Annotated in this window: 17 protein-coding genes; all 17 read right to left on the bottom strand. The window is 47.7% G+C overall.

Annotated features, from left to right (window positions below):
* Nucleotides 1-63: 63 nt before the first annotated feature.
* On the bottom strand, nt 64-1,155 hold the full coding sequence (locus tag T525_RS0103285; protein WP_027406030.1) for an LptF/LptG family permease: 1,092 nt from the start codon (nt 1,153-1,155) through the stop codon (nt 64-66).
* Nucleotides 1,156-1,168: 13 nt separating this feature from the next.
* On the bottom strand, nt 1,169-1,888 hold the full coding sequence (gene lptB / locus T525_RS0103280) for an LPS export ABC transporter ATP-binding protein (protein WP_027406029.1): 720 nt from the start codon (nt 1,886-1,888) through the stop codon (nt 1,169-1,171).
* Nucleotides 1,889-1,905: 17 nt separating this feature from the next.
* Nucleotides 1,906-2,598 (bottom strand): LptA/OstA family protein, encoded by a 693-nt coding sequence (locus T525_RS0103275; RefSeq protein ID WP_232219182.1) that lies wholly within the window; start codon nt 2,596-2,598, stop codon nt 1,906-1,908.
* Nucleotides 2,599-2,614: 16 nt separating this feature from the next.
* Entirely contained in the window at nt 2,615-3,163 is a 549-nt protein-coding gene (lptC, locus tag T525_RS0103270; RefSeq protein ID WP_027406027.1) for an LPS export ABC transporter periplasmic protein LptC, read from the bottom strand.
* Nucleotides 3,156-4,070: a lysophospholipid acyltransferase family protein gene (locus tag T525_RS0103265; protein ID WP_027406026.1), complete on the bottom strand. Its 915-nt coding sequence runs from the start codon at nt 4,068-4,070 to the stop codon at nt 3,156-3,158. Before T525_RS0103265 ends, lptC begins: the two co-directional genes overlap by 8 nt.
* Before the next feature lie 68 nt (nt 4,071-4,138).
* A complete protein-coding gene (locus tag T525_RS0103260) occupies nt 4,139-4,699 on the bottom strand; it encodes an HAD family hydrolase (RefSeq protein ID WP_027406025.1) in 561 nt (186 codons plus the stop codon).
* A 1-nt stretch (nt 4,700) separates the two neighbouring features.
* Nucleotides 4,701-5,669: an SIS domain-containing protein gene (locus T525_RS0103255; RefSeq protein ID WP_027406024.1), complete on the bottom strand. Its 969-nt coding sequence runs from the start codon at nt 5,667-5,669 to the stop codon at nt 4,701-4,703.
* A gap of 23 nt (nt 5,670-5,692) precedes the next feature.
* Nucleotides 5,693-6,517, bottom strand: coding sequence for a 3-deoxy-8-phosphooctulonate synthase (gene kdsA, locus T525_RS0103250; RefSeq protein WP_027406023.1), 825 nt, complete (start codon nt 6,515-6,517; stop codon nt 5,693-5,695).
* A 20-nt stretch (nt 6,518-6,537) separates the two neighbouring features.
* Complete coding sequence (gene kdsB / locus T525_RS0103245; protein WP_027406022.1) at nt 6,538-7,284, bottom strand: 3-deoxy-manno-octulosonate cytidylyltransferase; 747 nt, start codon at nt 7,282-7,284, stop codon at nt 6,538-6,540.
* Nucleotides 7,285-7,337: 53 nt separating this feature from the next.
* Nucleotides 7,338-9,830 (bottom strand): tetraacyldisaccharide 4'-kinase, encoded by a 2,493-nt coding sequence (lpxK, locus tag T525_RS0103240; RefSeq protein WP_037324946.1) that lies wholly within the window; start codon nt 9,828-9,830, stop codon nt 7,338-7,340.
* A 31-nt stretch (nt 9,831-9,861) separates the two neighbouring features.
* Nucleotides 9,862-11,592 (bottom strand): lipid A export permease/ATP-binding protein MsbA, encoded by a 1,731-nt coding sequence (msbA, locus tag T525_RS0103235; RefSeq protein ID WP_027406020.1) that lies wholly within the window; start codon nt 11,590-11,592, stop codon nt 9,862-9,864.
* A complete protein-coding gene (gene lpxB / locus T525_RS0103230) occupies nt 11,593-12,753 on the bottom strand; it encodes a lipid-A-disaccharide synthase (RefSeq protein WP_027406019.1) in 1,161 nt (386 codons plus the stop codon).
* A 154-nt stretch (nt 12,754-12,907) separates the two neighbouring features.
* Entirely contained in the window at nt 12,908-13,717 is an 810-nt protein-coding gene (locus T525_RS0103225) for an LpxI family protein (RefSeq protein ID WP_027406018.1), read from the bottom strand.
* 13 nt (nt 13,718-13,730) lie between these two features.
* Complete coding sequence (gene lpxA, locus T525_RS0103220; protein ID WP_027406017.1) at nt 13,731-14,570, bottom strand: acyl-ACP--UDP-N-acetylglucosamine O-acyltransferase; 840 nt, start codon at nt 14,568-14,570, stop codon at nt 13,731-13,733.
* A gap of 200 nt (nt 14,571-14,770) precedes the next feature.
* A complete protein-coding gene (gene fabZ, locus T525_RS0103215; RefSeq protein ID WP_027406016.1) occupies nt 14,771-15,214 on the bottom strand; it encodes a 3-hydroxyacyl-ACP dehydratase FabZ in 444 nt (147 codons plus the stop codon).
* A gap of 49 nt (nt 15,215-15,263) precedes the next feature.
* A complete protein-coding gene (gene lpxC, locus T525_RS0103210; protein ID WP_027406015.1) occupies nt 15,264-16,091 on the bottom strand; it encodes a UDP-3-O-acyl-N-acetylglucosamine deacetylase in 828 nt (275 codons plus the stop codon).
* Nucleotides 16,092-16,172: 81 nt separating this feature from the next.
* Entirely contained in the window at nt 16,173-17,036 is an 864-nt protein-coding gene (locus T525_RS0103205; RefSeq protein WP_232219181.1) for a lysophospholipid acyltransferase family protein, read from the bottom strand.
* Nucleotides 17,037-17,165: the final 129 nt, after the last annotated feature.

Below are 17,165 nucleotides of genomic sequence, written 5' to 3'. Positions count from 1 at the left end.
TCACGAAAAAACAAAACTACAAAAATATTACGCTAAAAAATACATATCAACAAAACTGCAAGCTTACTTTGAAGCCTTGTTTATAAGCCAGCAGCCGGCAATAAGCCCCACAATATTAGGCAGCCACACGGCAATAATCGGTGGAACAGTACCACCCTGGGCAATGGCTCCGGCCATTGTCATCAGGCTGTAGTATATGAATATAATAATGATACTGATAACAAAGCCCCGGGATGAGCTGTTTCTGTTTGGCTGCATTCCCAACGGAACAGCCACCAGAGTAAAAATCAGACTGGCCATAGGAATGGTTATACGCTGATAAAGCTCTGTTTCCAGCTTGGCAGTATTAACATACTGGCTTTTCATTATCTCAATCTGGGCTGTCAGCTCTGCCATGGACATTTCCTCCGGACTCTTCTGCTCCCGGATAATTTCCTTAGGGCTCTCATTTATAGGAAGCACCTGTGTATCAAAATGCATAGTATGGCGGGACTCGCCCTTTGAAACATCATAGATAATTCCCTGGTGCATGGTCCACTGATGGTCCTTCCAGTCGGCATATTCCGCATTCTCAACATGACTCAGCTCACCTTTTTCAAAGGACTGCATGGTAATACCCAGCATCCTGTTGGTGGTGGCATCATACTGACGGGCATAAATGAGATTTTCAATATTGCCGTTCTTTATATCCTTGATGATAATATGCTCCTGGGACTGAGGGGCCAGATTACCCTTTATTTCGTAATTAAGGACATTGCTATATGCCTCGTTGGACCAAGGCACCACGTATTCGCTGAAGCCAACAGCAAACACACTTACAAAGGCACCCAGAATCACAGCCGGCGCTGCAATACGGTAAAAGCTGATGCCGCAGGACTTCATGGCTGTTATTTCACTGTTGCCGGAGAGCCGGCCTATGGTCAGGAGACCGGACAACAGCATGGACATTGGAAAAGTCCAAATAATAACACCTGGAAGGCTCAGTACGAAAATCTTTGCCACTGAAGCCAGAGATGCACCATATTCAGTAATATACTGTGCAATTCGGAACAAGGTTCCTGAACCGATAAATACGGCAGAAAATGCACATATACCAAATATAAAGGTCTTAAAAACCTCTTTAAATATGTATTTGTCTAAAATTCGAATCTGCATCTTCTTACCTCTATTACAACGTAAAATCGTCACCAAGATAGAATTTCTTGGCCAGCTCACTGTTGGCTATGGTTTGGCTGTCACCTTCAAGGAGGATCTTGCCATTATTGAGAATATAAGCCCTGTCAACAATGTGCAGAGTCTCTCTTACATTATGGTCAGTAATGAGAATACCCATGCCACGCTCCCGCAGGTACTTGATGATTCCCTGAATATCTGCCACTGCCAACGGGTCTACACCGGCGAAGGGCTCATCCAACAGAATAAACTTTGGCTCCAATGCCAGACAGCGGGCAATCTCCACACGGCGGCGCTCACCACCGGAAAGCTCTGTACCCAGTCTGTCAATAACATGGGACACATGGAACTCCTCAAGAAGCTGTTCCACCTTCTGCTTCCGTTCATGCTTGTCCTTTATGGTTCCCTCCAAAATGGACATAATATTTTCCTCAACTGTCATATTGCGGAAAATAGAAGCCTCCTGGGCCAAATAGCTGATACCCAGACGGGCACGCTTATACATAGGCAAATCCCCAATTGGAACATCGGATAAATAGACCTCGCCACGGGTTGGCTTTTCCAAGCCTACAATCATATAGAAAGTAGTGGTTTTGCCGGCACCGTTTGGTCCCAGCAAACCAACGATTTCCCCCTTGCTTACCTTCAGGGAAACACCGTCTACAACATTTCGTTTTTTAAATGACTTAACTAAATTTCTGGCCTCAATATGCAACTTAACAGACCTCCCAGTTACTTAACAGATGCCGTGCCGTCTTCAGCCAAATAAACGGTAAGTTTCTTACTCTTAAGGGTGTTGTTGTCCTTTACGGCCCAGGCATTGCCTGTAATTACGGCCTTGCCCTTTTCCTTGCCCCAATAATCCACCTGGTCGCCACCAGCTTCCATGTTGTTCCGTGGGCTGACGATATGTACATTGCCATCTCCCACAAAATGCTCTTCCTTCATAAAGCCACGAATCAGATCAGCCCTGAAGGTACCATCTGCAGAGGTTATACTGCCCCCACTTGGAATCAGCACATACTCATCCTGCTGAAAATACTCAACCTTTGGTCCCATAAAATGCTTGTCAGCCTTGATACCATTTACGGAGCCCGCGGCAATCATGTGGTCAGACCCATCAGTTGTTACCAGATCAGCTGTCATCCTCATATCGTCCTTGGTGGCCACCACATTACCACTTACCTTGCCATCCTTGGTTTTGGAATTGTATTCAGCATAGTCGCCGCTTACAGTGGCATTGCCCTTGGTCATTACCACGTTGCCCTTGGCGCTGGCCAGACCGCTTTCCATATCGTATTCTACTTCCTCAGCGTCAAGAGTGGCCGGCTCGTCATTAGCTGCTGCATAAATGGTGCCGGAAACTGCCATAGTGGCAATACCAGCCATTACAATTGCTTTTTTTATGTTCATTTTTATGCTCATAGCCATTTCTCCTATATTAATTTCCCTTTTCCAAATGTGCCTTGCCAATGATTCTAAATTTCTTGAATCCATTGGTACTTTCGATACGATCTCCGGAAGCCTTCACATGCTCCTTCTCGTACTCTATCCTGGCTTCGCCCTTCATGGCCAGCATGTCCTTATCGGGCAGCCATTCAACTTCCTTGCAGGAGAACTTGCCACCATCACTGGACTCGCCCTCCACACCATCAGTAACCTCCAGATGATGTGTCTTCTCCTGATAAATTGCCTTTGGAGCTTTCAGCTCAAGGGTCTGGCCATCATTATAGTTGTATGTGACCTTAACATTGACCAGGGCAACATCCTTGGTATCAATGTCCATTTCCATTTTTTCAGCAGTGACAGTCCAGATAACCTTGCCGTCCTTTTCCTCACTGATGGTGTTGCCATCAAAATTAACAACCCGCTGTGATGGATCCTGTCCGTCCCCCTCAGGTGGTTCCGGTATGCCATTAACAGCCCAGACAATGAGAATTACAAGCAAAACTGCAAAAACACCTGCCAGGACCTTTCCCATTTTATTCATTGTCAGTTACCTCTGATTTCACTATATGATGCTTATGCACCTGCTGCTCAGGAGCTGTGTTCCAGCGTTTCTGGAACCAGAGCCACTGAGTAGGATTTTCCATAATTATTTTTTCAAGAATCTTGGTCATCTTGTAGGTCAAGTTGAACAAATCCTTATCGCTGTCCCCAGTATCCTCATAACGGAGTACCTCGCCAATCACAACCTTGTGATGGCCATCGGGCTGGCGAAGAATAAAGGCTGGCAAAATTGGGGAATTGAACTTCTTGGCAAATACCGCAGCCCCCATAGGGGTGGAAGCAGTCTTCCCCAAAAATTCAATAAAGGCTCCACCAGGACCAGCATCCTGGTCAGCCAAAAATCCCAAAATTCTCCCCTTTTTCAGTGCTTTGGCGGCTGCCAGAAGCTCACTGGTACCACGGGAGAAAATCTCTACGTTAATGGTTGCCCGCAAATCATTGAGGGCATTGGTATAATCCATGTTAGGCTGCTGTTTGGCAATGGCACTGACAGGCATGTCGTTCATGGTAAAGGCCGCAGAGAGCCATTCCCAGTTGCCCACATGGCCTGTCAGAACTACAACTCCGTGCTTTTCTGCCAACGCCGCCTCCATCCTTTCCAGATGGTCGATTTCAATGTGCTTTTTAAAATTATCCTTGTTAAGGGCAGGCATATACAGCACTTCAAAGAAATTACGGCCCATATTGATGAAGGATTCCCGGACCAGCTTTTCAGCCTCTTCCTGTGAAACATTCAAGGATTCCCGCATCTGCTTAATCGCCAGATTTCTCTGTTTCTTTATTAACTTGTAATACAGAATGCCCAGTCCCTTGCCAGCCGCCAACAGCCAGCTGTAAGGAGTTCTGCAGGACACCCAGCTCAGAAACATAAGAAGCTTGTATACCATAAAAATCCAAATCTCCTATCCCTATTAGAAAGAATACCATAATTTAGCCCAAGTTGAGGGCTAATTTTTTACTGACTTACACCCTCAGCTGCTTTTTTCCCCGTAAAGGTGCTCACCAGGGAATCCCATTTGCCCTGCTCCTTTAAAATAAATTCAAGGATTTCGCGGACTGCCCCCTTGCCGCCGGGATAATCAGCCACAACCAGGGCCAGCTCCTTCACCTCAGAAACAGCATCTCCTACACAGCAGCCAAGACCTGCCTGCTGAATGAGTGGAATATCGTTTAAATCATCACCCACGTAGGCAATTTCCTCATCCCTAAGGGATAATTTCAGCTTAAGCTCCTCGTAGGCTCCCCGCTTGTCAACACAGCCCTGATAAAGGGCATCAATCTTCAGCTCCTTGCCCCGCTTGGCCATGATTCTGGAGCTGCGGCCGGTAATAACGGCACTCTTGATATCTCCCTTGTGGGCCAAAGCTATGCCCATACCATCCCGGGCGGAAAAGGCCTTCATGGCCTCCCCCTCGGGACCCATATAGATACACCCGTCCGTAAGTGTACCATCCACATCAAAAATAATAAGCTTTATTTTCTTGGCAATTTCAGAAGCACCATTTTTAGTTTTCATATTATACAACTCCCTGACGCAAAAGATCTGTCAAATGTACAATACCAACTGGCTTATTATCAGCATCCACCACTGGCAAAACCGTAATTGGCCGTGGCTTATGCTTTTCCATAATGCTTAAGGCTGATGCTGCCAGCTTCTCCTTGGTAATGGTGTGAGGCTTTTTGGTCATCAGCTCCTCCACCGGCTCATCAAGGAACTGGCTGCCCTTGGCCAGACAGCGACGAATATCACCATCTGTAACCAGCCCAATAAAGTTTCCTTCATCATCCACCACAGATGTGGCGCCAAGTCCCTTGTCCGTCATCATAAACAGTGCCTCCTTGGCAGTGGCGCTGTAATGAATAATCGGATTGTCCTCGCCGCTGTGCATCACATTCTCCACAGTGAGAAGGAGACGGCGTCCCAGTGAACCGCCCGGATGGAACAAAGCGAAGTCCTGTCTGGTGAAGTTTCTGGCCTCCAGCAATGCCACAGTAATGGCATCACCCATGGCAAGGGTTGCAGTGGTGCTGGCAGTAGGAGCCAGTCCCAAAGGGCATGCCTCCTTCTCCACGCTGACATCAATAAAGAAATCAGCATTACGGCCCAGTGCAGATTCCCTGCGGCCGGACATGGCGATAATTTTTGCGCCAATGCGCTTTACCACCGGCAGAATATTTACCACCTCGGTGCTTTCACCGCTGTTGGAAATAGCCACAACCACATCATCAGCAGTAACCATGCCCAAATCACCGTGAAATGCCTCGGCTGGATGCATGAAAAATGACGGGGTGCCGGTGCTGGCCAGACTGGCGGCAATCTTTCTGCCCACATGGCCTGACTTGCCCATACCAGTAACAATAACACGGGCCTTGCACTCCAGTATGCACTGAACTGCCCGGACAAATTCCTCATCAACATGGTCGATCAGCTTCATTACTGAGTCCGCCTCAATACGAAGGGTCTCAATTGCAGAATCCTTAATCATTTATAATAAGCCTCACAAATATATTACAACTGTTTTCTTACAATATCATGAATTGCAATGGCATCCTTCAAAAGATCCTCCAGCTTGTCCAAATAAATCATATTTGGACCATCGCAAAGGGCCTCCTCCGGATTGTCATGGACCTCCATAAAGAGAGCATCCACCCCGGCACCAACAGCAGCACGGACCAGATTTGGCACGTACTCGCGGTTTCCTGCGGAGCATGTGCCTGCACCGCCTGGCAGCTGAACGCTGTGGGTACCATCAAAAACTACTGGGTAACCAAAGGAGCGCATAATTGGGAAGGCCCTCATATCCACCACAAGGTTGTTGTAGCCGAAGGTGGCACCACGCTCAGTGAGCATAATCTGGGAGCAACCGCCCTCATGGAGCTTGTCCACCACGTTACGCATATCAGCAGGAGCCATAAACTGCCCCTTCTTAACATTTACCACAGCACCGCTCTTGGCAGCTGCATAAAGAAGATCCGTCTGACGACACAGAAATGCCGGAATCTGAATAATATCTACCACCTTGGCCACAGGCTTCACCTGCTCCTCGGTGTGAATATCAGTTACGATTGGCACCTGCAGCTCGTCCTTTATATGCTGCAGCATTTCCAGACCCTTCTTAAGACCGGGACCTCTGAAGCCGTTGAAGGAAGAACGGTTTGCCTTGTCAAAGGAAGCCTTGAAAACGTAAGGAATCCCCAGCTTGCCACAGATTTCCTTAATGGTGCGGCCAATCAGCAGACAACGGTCCATTTCCTCAAGGACACATGGGCCAGCCAACAGAGCCAGCGGTTTGCCATTACCAATTTCGAAATTACCTACCTGTACAGTATTCATAATGCTACCACCCTTCTTCCTCAGGCATTCTGCCCATGTAAACGCTGCTTATATGCTTTATTGACTGCTTCCAGATCTTCCCTTGTATCTACTCCAACGAAGTGGAAGTCAGTTTCAATAACCTTGATTTTATAGCCATTTTCCAAAGCCCTCAGCTGCTCCAGAGACTCAGTGGTTTCCAGAGGTGTTGGCTCCATCTTGGCGTAATTAAGCAGGAAATCCCGCTTGTAGGCATAAATGCCAATATGCTTATATACTGTTACTCCAGTGTTCTCCCTTGGATAAGGAAGCACGCTTCTGGAGAAATACAGGGCATAGCCCTTTTTATCAGTAATGACCTTTACGTTGTTTGGATTCTTTATATCCTCGGGATTTGTCATAGGGGACTTTACAGTGGCCATCTGCAAATCCGGGTCATCATCAAAGGCTGCTGCCAGCTCATCAATAAGGGCCGGCTCTATCATAGGCTCATCCCCCTGAACATTGATGATAAGCTCTGCCTCGGGATGGGCTGCTGCCACCTCTGCCAGACGGTCAGTGCCCGTTGGATGGTCCTTGGCAGTCATCATGGCCTGTCCGCCATTTTGCACCACAGCCTCATAAACACGCTCATCATCCACAGCCGCAATAACACCAGTAAGGCGCTTTGCCTTGGCTGCCTGCTCATAAACTCTGGAAATCATGGGCTTACCGCATATATCCGCCAGTGGTTTCCCAGGAAGGCGGGTAGATGCAAAACGCGCCGGAATTACACAAAGTGTATTCATTGACATATCAGCCTCTCTTTATCCTTAACAATTCATACTATTTACTCTAAGCTCTACGCTCTATGCTTACCCAGCTTTTCATCAAGCTTTTTGCTAAGGAGCGCTTCAAAATCATCCTTGCCATTCTGGAGTACCACCTCAACAGTGAGAATTAGTACAGGAATCTGCTTTTCATCAGGCACTGCTGCCAAAAATTCCATAGGCAGCTTAACAGCGTCCTTTTCAGTGGTTACAATGGCCTCAGCCCCCTGACGGACCGCCTGCTCCATGGCGTCTACCATTTCCTCCTGGGTGTATTCGTGGTGATCAGGGAAACGGAAGCTTTCAATAATTTCCGCTCCGGCACTGGCCACAGTCTGCTCAAAGGAAGCAGGGTTACCAATGGCGGAAAGGGCCACCACCTTCTTATTCTTAATGGTAGAAATGGACATCCCCTCGCTGGCCACGTTGCGCTTCCAATCGCACAGCTCGATACAGGACTGGGGATGATGAATACTTTCCACTACAGCAGGATTGCTGCCATATTTGGCAATCTGATCCCTTATATATTTCTTGAACCCTGGCAGACCCTGATCCACCTTGGTCATAAGGCAAACGTCGGCACGCTCCAGATGGGTTATTGGCTCACGTAGTGTACCCCTTGGCAGTACATGACCATTGCCAAAGAGATTAACAGAGTCAATAAGCACCACGTCAAGATCACGGGCCAGCTTCCAGTGCTGGAAGCCATCGTCCAAAATTGCCACCTCGGCACCAAAGTGCTCAATGGCATACTGGCCTGTTTTATAGCGGTCACGGCCAATGAGCACAGGCACCTCTGGCAGATGCTTGGCCAGCATATAGGCCTCGTCACCGGCCTGATCCGCCTCCATATAAATATGGTTGCCATCAGATACAAGACCAACCTCACCCTGCCACTTGGCCCGATAGCCCCGGTTAAGGATTACAACCTTGTAACCCATATCCCGGATATATTTGGCCAAACGCTGGGCTGTAGGGGTTTTTCCCGTACCTCCAACAGTGATATTACCAAGGCTGATAACAAAGCAGCTCAGCTTATTGGTCTTCAAAATGCCAAATTTATAACTGTCTAACTTTAAGTTTACCAGCAAACTGTATATCTTGGAAAGGATAAACAGCACTGCCATCACACATCGGTCAAAGAAACCCTGTGGTTCCTTATTATGGATAATCTGCATGAAATAGGTCTGGAAATTTTCAAGTTTATCTGTGGCCTTAACCTTGTTCATCTCCACCTTGGTGAGAAGGTCATTAAGGATTATGGCAGTCCTGTGGGCCGCCCCCTTGTTTTCCTTGCAGATGGCCAATGTCTCGGCCTCCATGCGATGACGTTCCTCATCATCTCTGAAGAGATGAAGGGCCTCCACCGCCAGATCAGCCCCATTCTTAACAGTTATTACTGCCTTGCGCTTCTTGAACAATACGTGGGTGTCCTTGAAGTTCTGCATATTTTCACCCACGATAATGGCCTTGCCGTGGGCTGCAGGCTCCAATATATTATGTCCCCCGTGAGGAATTAAGGTGCCCCCAACGAAGATAACATCACCAACACTGTACACCTTCCCCAGCTCGCCGATGGTGTTGAGGATAACCACATCGTGATCTGTGGTGAAGTTCTCCTGGAGCTGGGTTCTGGTTACAGCCTTAAAACAATACTCATCGCAAAGCTCCAATATATCATTGGTGCGAAGAATGGCCCTGGGAGCAATTACCAGCTTTGCCTTTGGATAAATACGGCGTATTTCATTGAAGGCCTTTAATACGTGTTCTTCCTCCCCCTTATGGGTGGAACCCGCCAAAAATACCCCCTGATTATCCTTAAGTCCAAGCTCCAGCAAAAGATTGTGCTTTTCCTCAGGACTCACATTGGTGTAGGTCTGGTCAAACTTGGTATTGCCGGTGACCGTCACCAGATCAGGGTCAGCCCCCAGCTTCAGAATATTCTCTGCGTCCACATTGGACTGCATGGCAAATACCTTTATGGAGCTGAGGATTTCATCCCACAGGCCCATCATATAACGATAGCTTTTGGCACTCTTGTCACTGATACGGCCATTTACCATGAGCACCGGAATATCCAGCTTTTTGCATGCTCTAAGGAAATTTGGCCAAAGCTCCGTTTCCACTGGCATAAACACCCGTGGGCGCACTCTGTATAACAGATTGGCTGAAAGCCATGGCAAATCAAAGGGAAAATGAATTATACTGTCCGCATCCTTAATAATGCGGTTGGCCATTTCGTAGCCGCTGTTGGTAAATACAGAAACCAGAATGGGGCTCTGGGGAAATTCCTTGTGAAATTCCTTTATCAGCGGGCTGGCCGCCACGATTTCACCAACGGAAGCTGCGTGAACCCATATACAATTTTTGCGGGCAACCTTGTCCAGGGCATGCTTTGGCAGAAAACCCAGCTGCTGCTTGATTCGTTCCACGAATCCCTTTTCCCGGACTCCCCGGATGCAGAATACCGGTATCATAAGAATGACCACCAGTACACCTACAATATTGTACACTAAATGGAGCATAGAATAGATTTCTCCTCAAAATACCAACAACTTACGCATTGCTGTTGCGGAACTGAATATTATAAAGATTGCTGTAAAGACCATTATTGGCCAGCAGCTCCTCGTGGGTACCATGCTCAATAACATGGCCGTTTTCCACAACAAAAATCTGGTCTGCATTAAATATAGTAGACAGGCGATGGGCAATAACGAAGGAGGTTCTTCCCACCATCAGCTTGTCCAAAGCATCCTGTACGATTTTCTCGCTTTCCGTATCAAGGGCAGAGGTTGCCTCATCCAGAATCAGAACCCGTGGATTCTTCAAAATAGCCCTAGCAATGGCCAGACGCTGACGCTGACCGCCAGACAGATTAAGGCCCCGTTCACCGATTTTGGTTTCATAGCCCTCCGGCAGCTCACGGATAAATTCGTCCGCATTGGCAGCCTTGGAGGCTTCAATTATTTCCTCATCAGTGGCATCCAGCCGTCCATAGCGGATATTTTCCATTACGGTGGTGCTGAACAGCATGGTTTCCTGTGGAACCAAGCCAATCTGCTCACGGAGGGAATCAGTGGTAACCTCCCGCACATCGTAGCCATCAATGGAAATAGAGCCGGAATCTATATCATAAAATCTTGGAATCAAATTTGCAATGGTGGACTTGCCGCTGCCGCTTGGCCCCACCAGGGCAATCATCTGGCCTGGTTCTGCCGTAAGACTAACATTTGCAAGGGCAGCCTGTCCCTCCTTGTAGGAGAAGGTAACATCGTCAAATACCACCTTGCCCTCAATCTTTGGAAGGACCTTGGAATCAGGACCATCCTTAATCTGCTCGTCCATATCCATAACATCGAATACGCGCTCAGCTGCTGCCATGGCCTTCTGAATAGCACCATAAACACGGCTGAGACGCTTAACAGGATTGGCCAGATTTACAGCGTAGGTAAGGAATGCCACCAGCTCACCGGCGGTAATGGTTTCATTAACAACCTCGTAGCCACCGAACCACACGATGAAGGTTACAGCCACAGCTGCCAAAAACTCCACTGTAGGAGTAAGGAGGCTCATGAGTTTAACATTTTTCATGGCCGCCTGGAAATTCAGCACATTCTGCTCATCAAACCGCTTAATCTCATAGGTCTCCCGGACAAAGGACTTAACCACTCTTATTGCTGAAATACTTTCCTGCAGCATTGAGGTAATATCCGCCATGCGCTCCTGAATAAGGGAGCCGGAGGATTTCAGCTTGCGGCCAAAAATCCTCATGGCATATCCCACCAAAGGTATGGTCATCAGGGTCAACAAGCTGAGACGCCAGTCAAGATAAACCATCATTACCAGGGAGCCCACCAATATGGAGGCCTCTGTAACCATCTCAATAAGGTTGTTTACAATGGCACTCTGCATGGCAGCAACATCATTGGTAATGTAGCTCATTACAGTACCTGTCTGCTGCTTGTCATAGTAGGAAAGGGGCATCTTCTGAAACTTGCGGAACAAAATGCTCCGCACATCGATGATAACCTTCTCACCCACATAGGAAACAAGATAGCTCTGGCCATAGTAGAATACACCTCTGATGAACATTACTACCAGAATACCAATGGCAATAAGGTTCAGCATGTACATATCCCTTTCCATGAGCACCTTATCAATCATATCCTTGATAATCCATGGAAGATACAGATTGGCTCCTGCAGCCATAATTATACAAAATACCGCCGCCACCAATCTTCTGGTATAAGGCTTTATATACATAAGCAAGCGCTTATAATTCTTCATTTATTTACTAACCTCCAGGCGGCTCCTGCCGTATTTTTCAGCCGCCGCTAAAATTTTCTCCGCCACTCTGCCAGCCGCTCCGGGGCTGCCCAGCTTGGCCACAGCTTCCTTAAGTCCCTCAAGAACCATATCACGGAAGCCGGTCTCGGCATAATATTTTCTTGCTTCTTCAAATATTCTTTGGCCCGTAACCTCATCCTGCAAAAGCTCTTTTTGCACCTGACGGCCCGCCAAAATGTTGGGCAATGTAAAGAACTCAATATCCACCAGCAATTTGCCAATGGCGTAGTTCAAACTACCCATTCTGTAGAGACATACACAGGGCAGTCCCAGAAGGGCTGCCTCCAAAACCACAGTACCAGAGGTGGCAATGGCAAATTCACCAATGCTCATTAAATCGTAGTTCTTGTCCTGGGTATAGTGAACCTCCACCGTATACTTGGCTGCAATATCTGTAATCAGCCCCATGTCTATCCCCGGGGCCACCGGCAGATAAAACTCAAGGCTGTCATTTTCCTTTTTTAAAAGCTCTGCTGCGCTGAGCATGGCCGGCAACAGCATATTGATTTCCTGCTTGCGGGACCCTGGCAACAGGATAACGGGGCGTTTTCCCTCAGTCACCCCAAAGTATTCCCTGGCCTCAGCCTCTGTCATACTTGGTTTCACCGTATCAACCAGAGGATTGCCGTTAAAGGAAATATTGGCCCCTGCTGCCTCATATACCGGCAGTTCAAAGGGGAATATGGCCGCAAATTCATCGGCAATGGCGGCGCACTTTTTGGCACGGCCCTTACGCCACGCCCAGGCCGATGGGGGAATATAGGAAAACACCGGTATTCCCATGGCCTTGGCCTTTTTGGCCAGCCGCCAGTTAAAATCAGGATAATCTATCAGCACCAAAAGATCAGGCTTCTCCGCCTTCATGAAAGCCTCCAGCTTATCCAAAAGGGCAAATATTCTACGGAGATTTTTTATAACCTCCCACACTCCCATAATGCTGTATTCGCGCATATCTGAGCACAGACGGACCCCCGCCGCCGCCATTTTGGGTCCCCCGAAGCCAATGAGCTCCGCCTCAGGACATTTTTCCAAAACAGCCTTGGCCAGACTCTCTCCATGCACGTCCCCAGAGGGTTCTCCAGCAGAAAACATTATTTTCATTGTAGGCCCCTCCTTATTTTTAAGCGCAAAAATCCATTAAATAAGCATTACAATATATTATAACGCAATTGTTCAAATTTTGCCAACGGCAAAATATGAGCACAATACGAAAGGGACTGAAAACATCCAGTCCCCAAAAATCTTCCAGAATATTTTATTCCATAACAGCAATGGTAATATCATTGGCGTCCGCCATTTCAATAACCTTTGCCTTATCCACCAGCAGGGTTCTGCCGGCTTCAATGACCAAAGCCTTGGCCCCTGTGGCAATCATGCTTTCAAGGGTAGCAGTTCCCACAGCTGGCACATCAAAGCGCAAATCCTGATTTGGCTTTGCCACCTTGGCCACCACTGCACCACCCCGGGCCAACTCGCCCCCACGGCGAATGCAGGCGTCAGTGCCCTCAATGGCCTCCAGGGCCATAACTCCCAGCTGCTTTACAACGGCAGTCTGTCCCACATCAAGACGGCCAATCTCCCTTGCCATCTCCATGCCAAACTTCATATCCTTAAGCTCCTCATCAGTAGGCTGTCTTTTGGTAAGAACCCCCACCTCGGGCATCAAGGACTTTATAAGGGCTGTCTGATCGAAGGCCTCCAGATCATCCTTGGCCAGCTCATTTATAAAGGCCAGCATCAAGGTGTCATCCTTGCGGTCTGGCAATGTAAAGATCAGGGAAAGCATCCGGAGATCCGGCTGAACATGCTGTCCGCTGTACAAAATCTCCTTGGTAACCTTGCCAATCATGGTTACCTTCTTGACCCCATTTTCCTTAAGGTAGTCAATAATGGCCTGCAGCTGGGCCACATTAATGTCCTTGTAGCCGGCAGTGCAGCTTTTCAGCTCCTCATCAACCCCTGGAACCAGCCCCACACAGTATACCTCATAGCCCATAGCCTTGGCAGCCATTGCACACTCCACTGGCAATCTGCCCACACCGGCCAAAAGACCAATCTTTTCCATACTCATCCTCCGATTAATCCTCAGAGTACTCCCCATCCTTGTTGCTGTGCTTCACATTTGGACGGCATATACCACGGTCTGCATTTCTGAGGAATTTCAACAAATGCTCAATCTCTTCACAGGAATCCACCTGTTCCTCAATGGCTTCAATAGCCTCCGGCAAACGAAGTCCGGAGCGATAGAGGAACTTATAGGCCTGCTTTATTCTGCTGCGGTTCTCTGCGCTGATTCCCGCCCTGGACATGCCAACACTGTTGAGTCCACAGGCCCTGGCAGGAGAACCATCCACTATAGTAAATGGAACAATATCGTGAATATTGCGGGACATTCCGCTGACCATGGCATTACGGCCAATGCGCACAAACTGGTGTACACCTGCCATACCGCCAATAACAGCCTTGTCCTCAACGATTACATGGCCTGCCACCATGGCGGCGTTGGCCATTACAATGCCATTGCCCAAAATACAGTTATGGGCCACGTGAACGTATGCCATCAGCAGACAGTCATCCCCGATACGGGTAACCTGATCCTCCCCACAGGCGCGATGGATGGTGCAGAACTCATGAATCTTGGTACGGTCACCAATTTCCACAAAACTGCGCTCGCCCTTGAATTTAAGGTCCTGAGGCTCCTCACCGATGGAAGCCCCCTGGAAAATATGGCAATCCTGGCCAATCTTGGTCCAGCCCGTAATTACCACATTAGGGCCTATTTCTGTTCCGTCACCAATCTCTACATTTTCCCCAATAACCGTAAATGGTCCGATTTTCACGTTTTTTCCCAATTTGGCGTTGGGATGAACCACGGAAAACTTATGTATATCAGCAACAGAATTATTGTTATCTGTCATAAAAAATTACACTCCTTTAGTATGCCCACAGGGCCTAAAACAGTCCATACTTACTGCCATAATGTATAAGTCGTGGAATGGCCCCTTTTAACTACACCTGATTTCAGCTCATTTTAAGCTATTTTGGGGCAAATACTAAAACTTTTCTCTCTTTTTCTGGCTTTTTCGCCTAGTTTACTGTAAAACCTTGTCAAATCAGTTCATGACTCATTTGCTGGCTGCTGCAGGGCAAAGGTGAAATCACCCTGAGCCGCAAATACACCATCCACAAAGGATTCAGCGTGAAGTCTGCCGTAATCACCATGAACCTTCACCAGCTCAGCCTTCATAATCAGCTGATCCCCCGGTACAACAGGCTTCTTGAACTTAATGTTGTCCATGCCGCCAAAAAGGGCAATCTTGCCGCGATTTTCCTCAGGATAAAGCATGGCAATGCCACCCACCTGGGCCATAGCCTCCAGAATAAGAACCCCTGGCATAATGGCCTGATGTGGGAAATGACCACGGAACTGTGGCTCGTTGTAGGTTACGTTCTTAATGCCGGTGGCAGATTTAAATGGGTCAATCTCAATAATACGGTCCACCAACAAAAATGGTGCACGGTGTGGCAATATCTTCTTGATTTCATCAATTTCCAATACCATATTCAGTACCTTCTTCCTTTTCAACTTTATAATATATGCTTAAATTAACTTACTTGCCAAATTTCTCAGCCAAATGCTTGGCCATGGTGGTATTCAGGGCATGACCTGATTTAACGGCGATTACATGTCCCCTGATAAATCCCGCCAGCCTAAGGTCTCCTACAATATCCAATATCTTGTGGCGCACCAGCTCATCCGGGTATCTCAGTTCATTCATCCAGCCCTGGTCATTATAGACGATAACGTTTTCCATGGTACCGCCCAGGCCCAGACCCATCTTTCTCAGGGCCTCCACCTCTGCCTCATAGGCAATGGTTCTGGCTGCCCCCACTTCCTTGCAGTATTCCTCGGGGGAAATTTCGTAATCACCATACTGAATACCAATAAGTGGATGGGGATTGATGGAGGTAAAGCTTACCCTGAAGCCATCATAAGGCACTGCCAGAATGAATTTGTCACCGTCATCCACCCGATACAGCTTATCAATAACAATTTCACGGCGTGGCGCCTCCAGCTCCTTAATACCCGCCTCACTGATAAGTTCACAAAAGACCTTGGAACTGCCATCAGCCACAGGCGGCTCCTCGGAGTCAATAAGCACACGGCAATTATCTATTTTCATTGCATTAAAGGCAGACATGAGGTGTTCAATGGTGAACATCTTGATGCCATTATCTTCAATTGTAGTAGCTCTAAGGGTAGAAGTAACATTTGCCGCCTTGGCCTCCACCTGAGGTGAGCCCTCCAGGTCATTTCTAACAAAAATGATCCCTGTATCCGCCTCAGCCGGCTGCAAGGTCATATGCACATCCACGCCAGAATGCAACCCCACTCCCACATAACTTATTTCGGAGTTAAGGGTAGTCTGATTTCTCAAATTCAGCCCTCCTTGACATAATATCTCAACTTTAATTATACAAAATTATTTGTTATGGTGCAAAAATCCTATAATCAACAATCAATCCTGGCCAATCTCCCGCACGGACTTCCAGCGGTCATGGAGCCAGAACCAGTCCTCGGGATATTTTCTGATATGATTCTCCAGCAAATTCGCCACCTGCTGGGTAGCCTTTTTTATATCCTCTTTTTTATCCTTGGTCTGATCCACAAAAATTGGAGGATATATAGTAATATGGTGTCCCCCGTCAGGACGGTGAATTATCTGGCCGTGGAAAAGAGGGGCCTTCTGGGAACGGGCAATAGTGGCCGGTCCCGTAAAGCAATTTGTCCTTCTGTTGAAGAAATCGATGATAACGCCGTCCTGCAGAGTTGGATCCTGGTCCGTAATAAGACCAATCATCCAGCCCTCCTTAATCATCTTGAACATTTCCCTTACACCGCTGGTATAGGTAATGTGCATGCCCACCATAGTGCGGTACTCATTGATAAACCGGTCCATGGCACTGTCCTTCTGCTTTTTGGCCACCCCCACAAGAGGCACTCCGTACTGGGCCAAAGCAGCTCCCATGAGTTCCCAGCTGTCACTGTGGGAGGTGGCAATTACAGCCCCCTGCTTTTTATCAATGGCCTTCTGCAAATATTCCAGCCCATCAATGGTTACATACTTTTTGATATAGTCTCCCTTGATAAGCTCAGGATAGCGAAGCACTTCCATAAGCATGGGACCAAACTGAACCCAGGAAGCCTTGGCAATTCGCTCCGCCTCCCCGGCGTCCACCCCAAGACAGCGGATAATATTATCATAAGCCATGAATTTTCTCTTTTTCGGCACCACTGCCCAGGTCAGCTTCCCCAGCACCTTGCCAAAGCTGTTGCAGCTTTCCATGGAAAAGCGGCAGGCCAGCCAGCTAAAAAATTTCATTATGTAATATCCCATGATAAATCCTTTCAAAAACAGAAAAATATCAGTTGTTATTTTTTGAAGCCTATTTATCATACCACAAAGAAGTAATATATACAAAAAACTCCTGCAGTCACCCTTCACAGGTGA

The sequence above is a fragment of the Anaerovibrio sp. RM50 genome (assembly GCF_000622005.1).
In the GTDB taxonomy this organism is placed as follows: domain Bacteria; phylum Bacillota; class Negativicutes; order Selenomonadales; family Selenomonadaceae; genus Anaerovibrio.
This window is presented reverse-complemented; position numbering and strand designations above follow the sequence as displayed.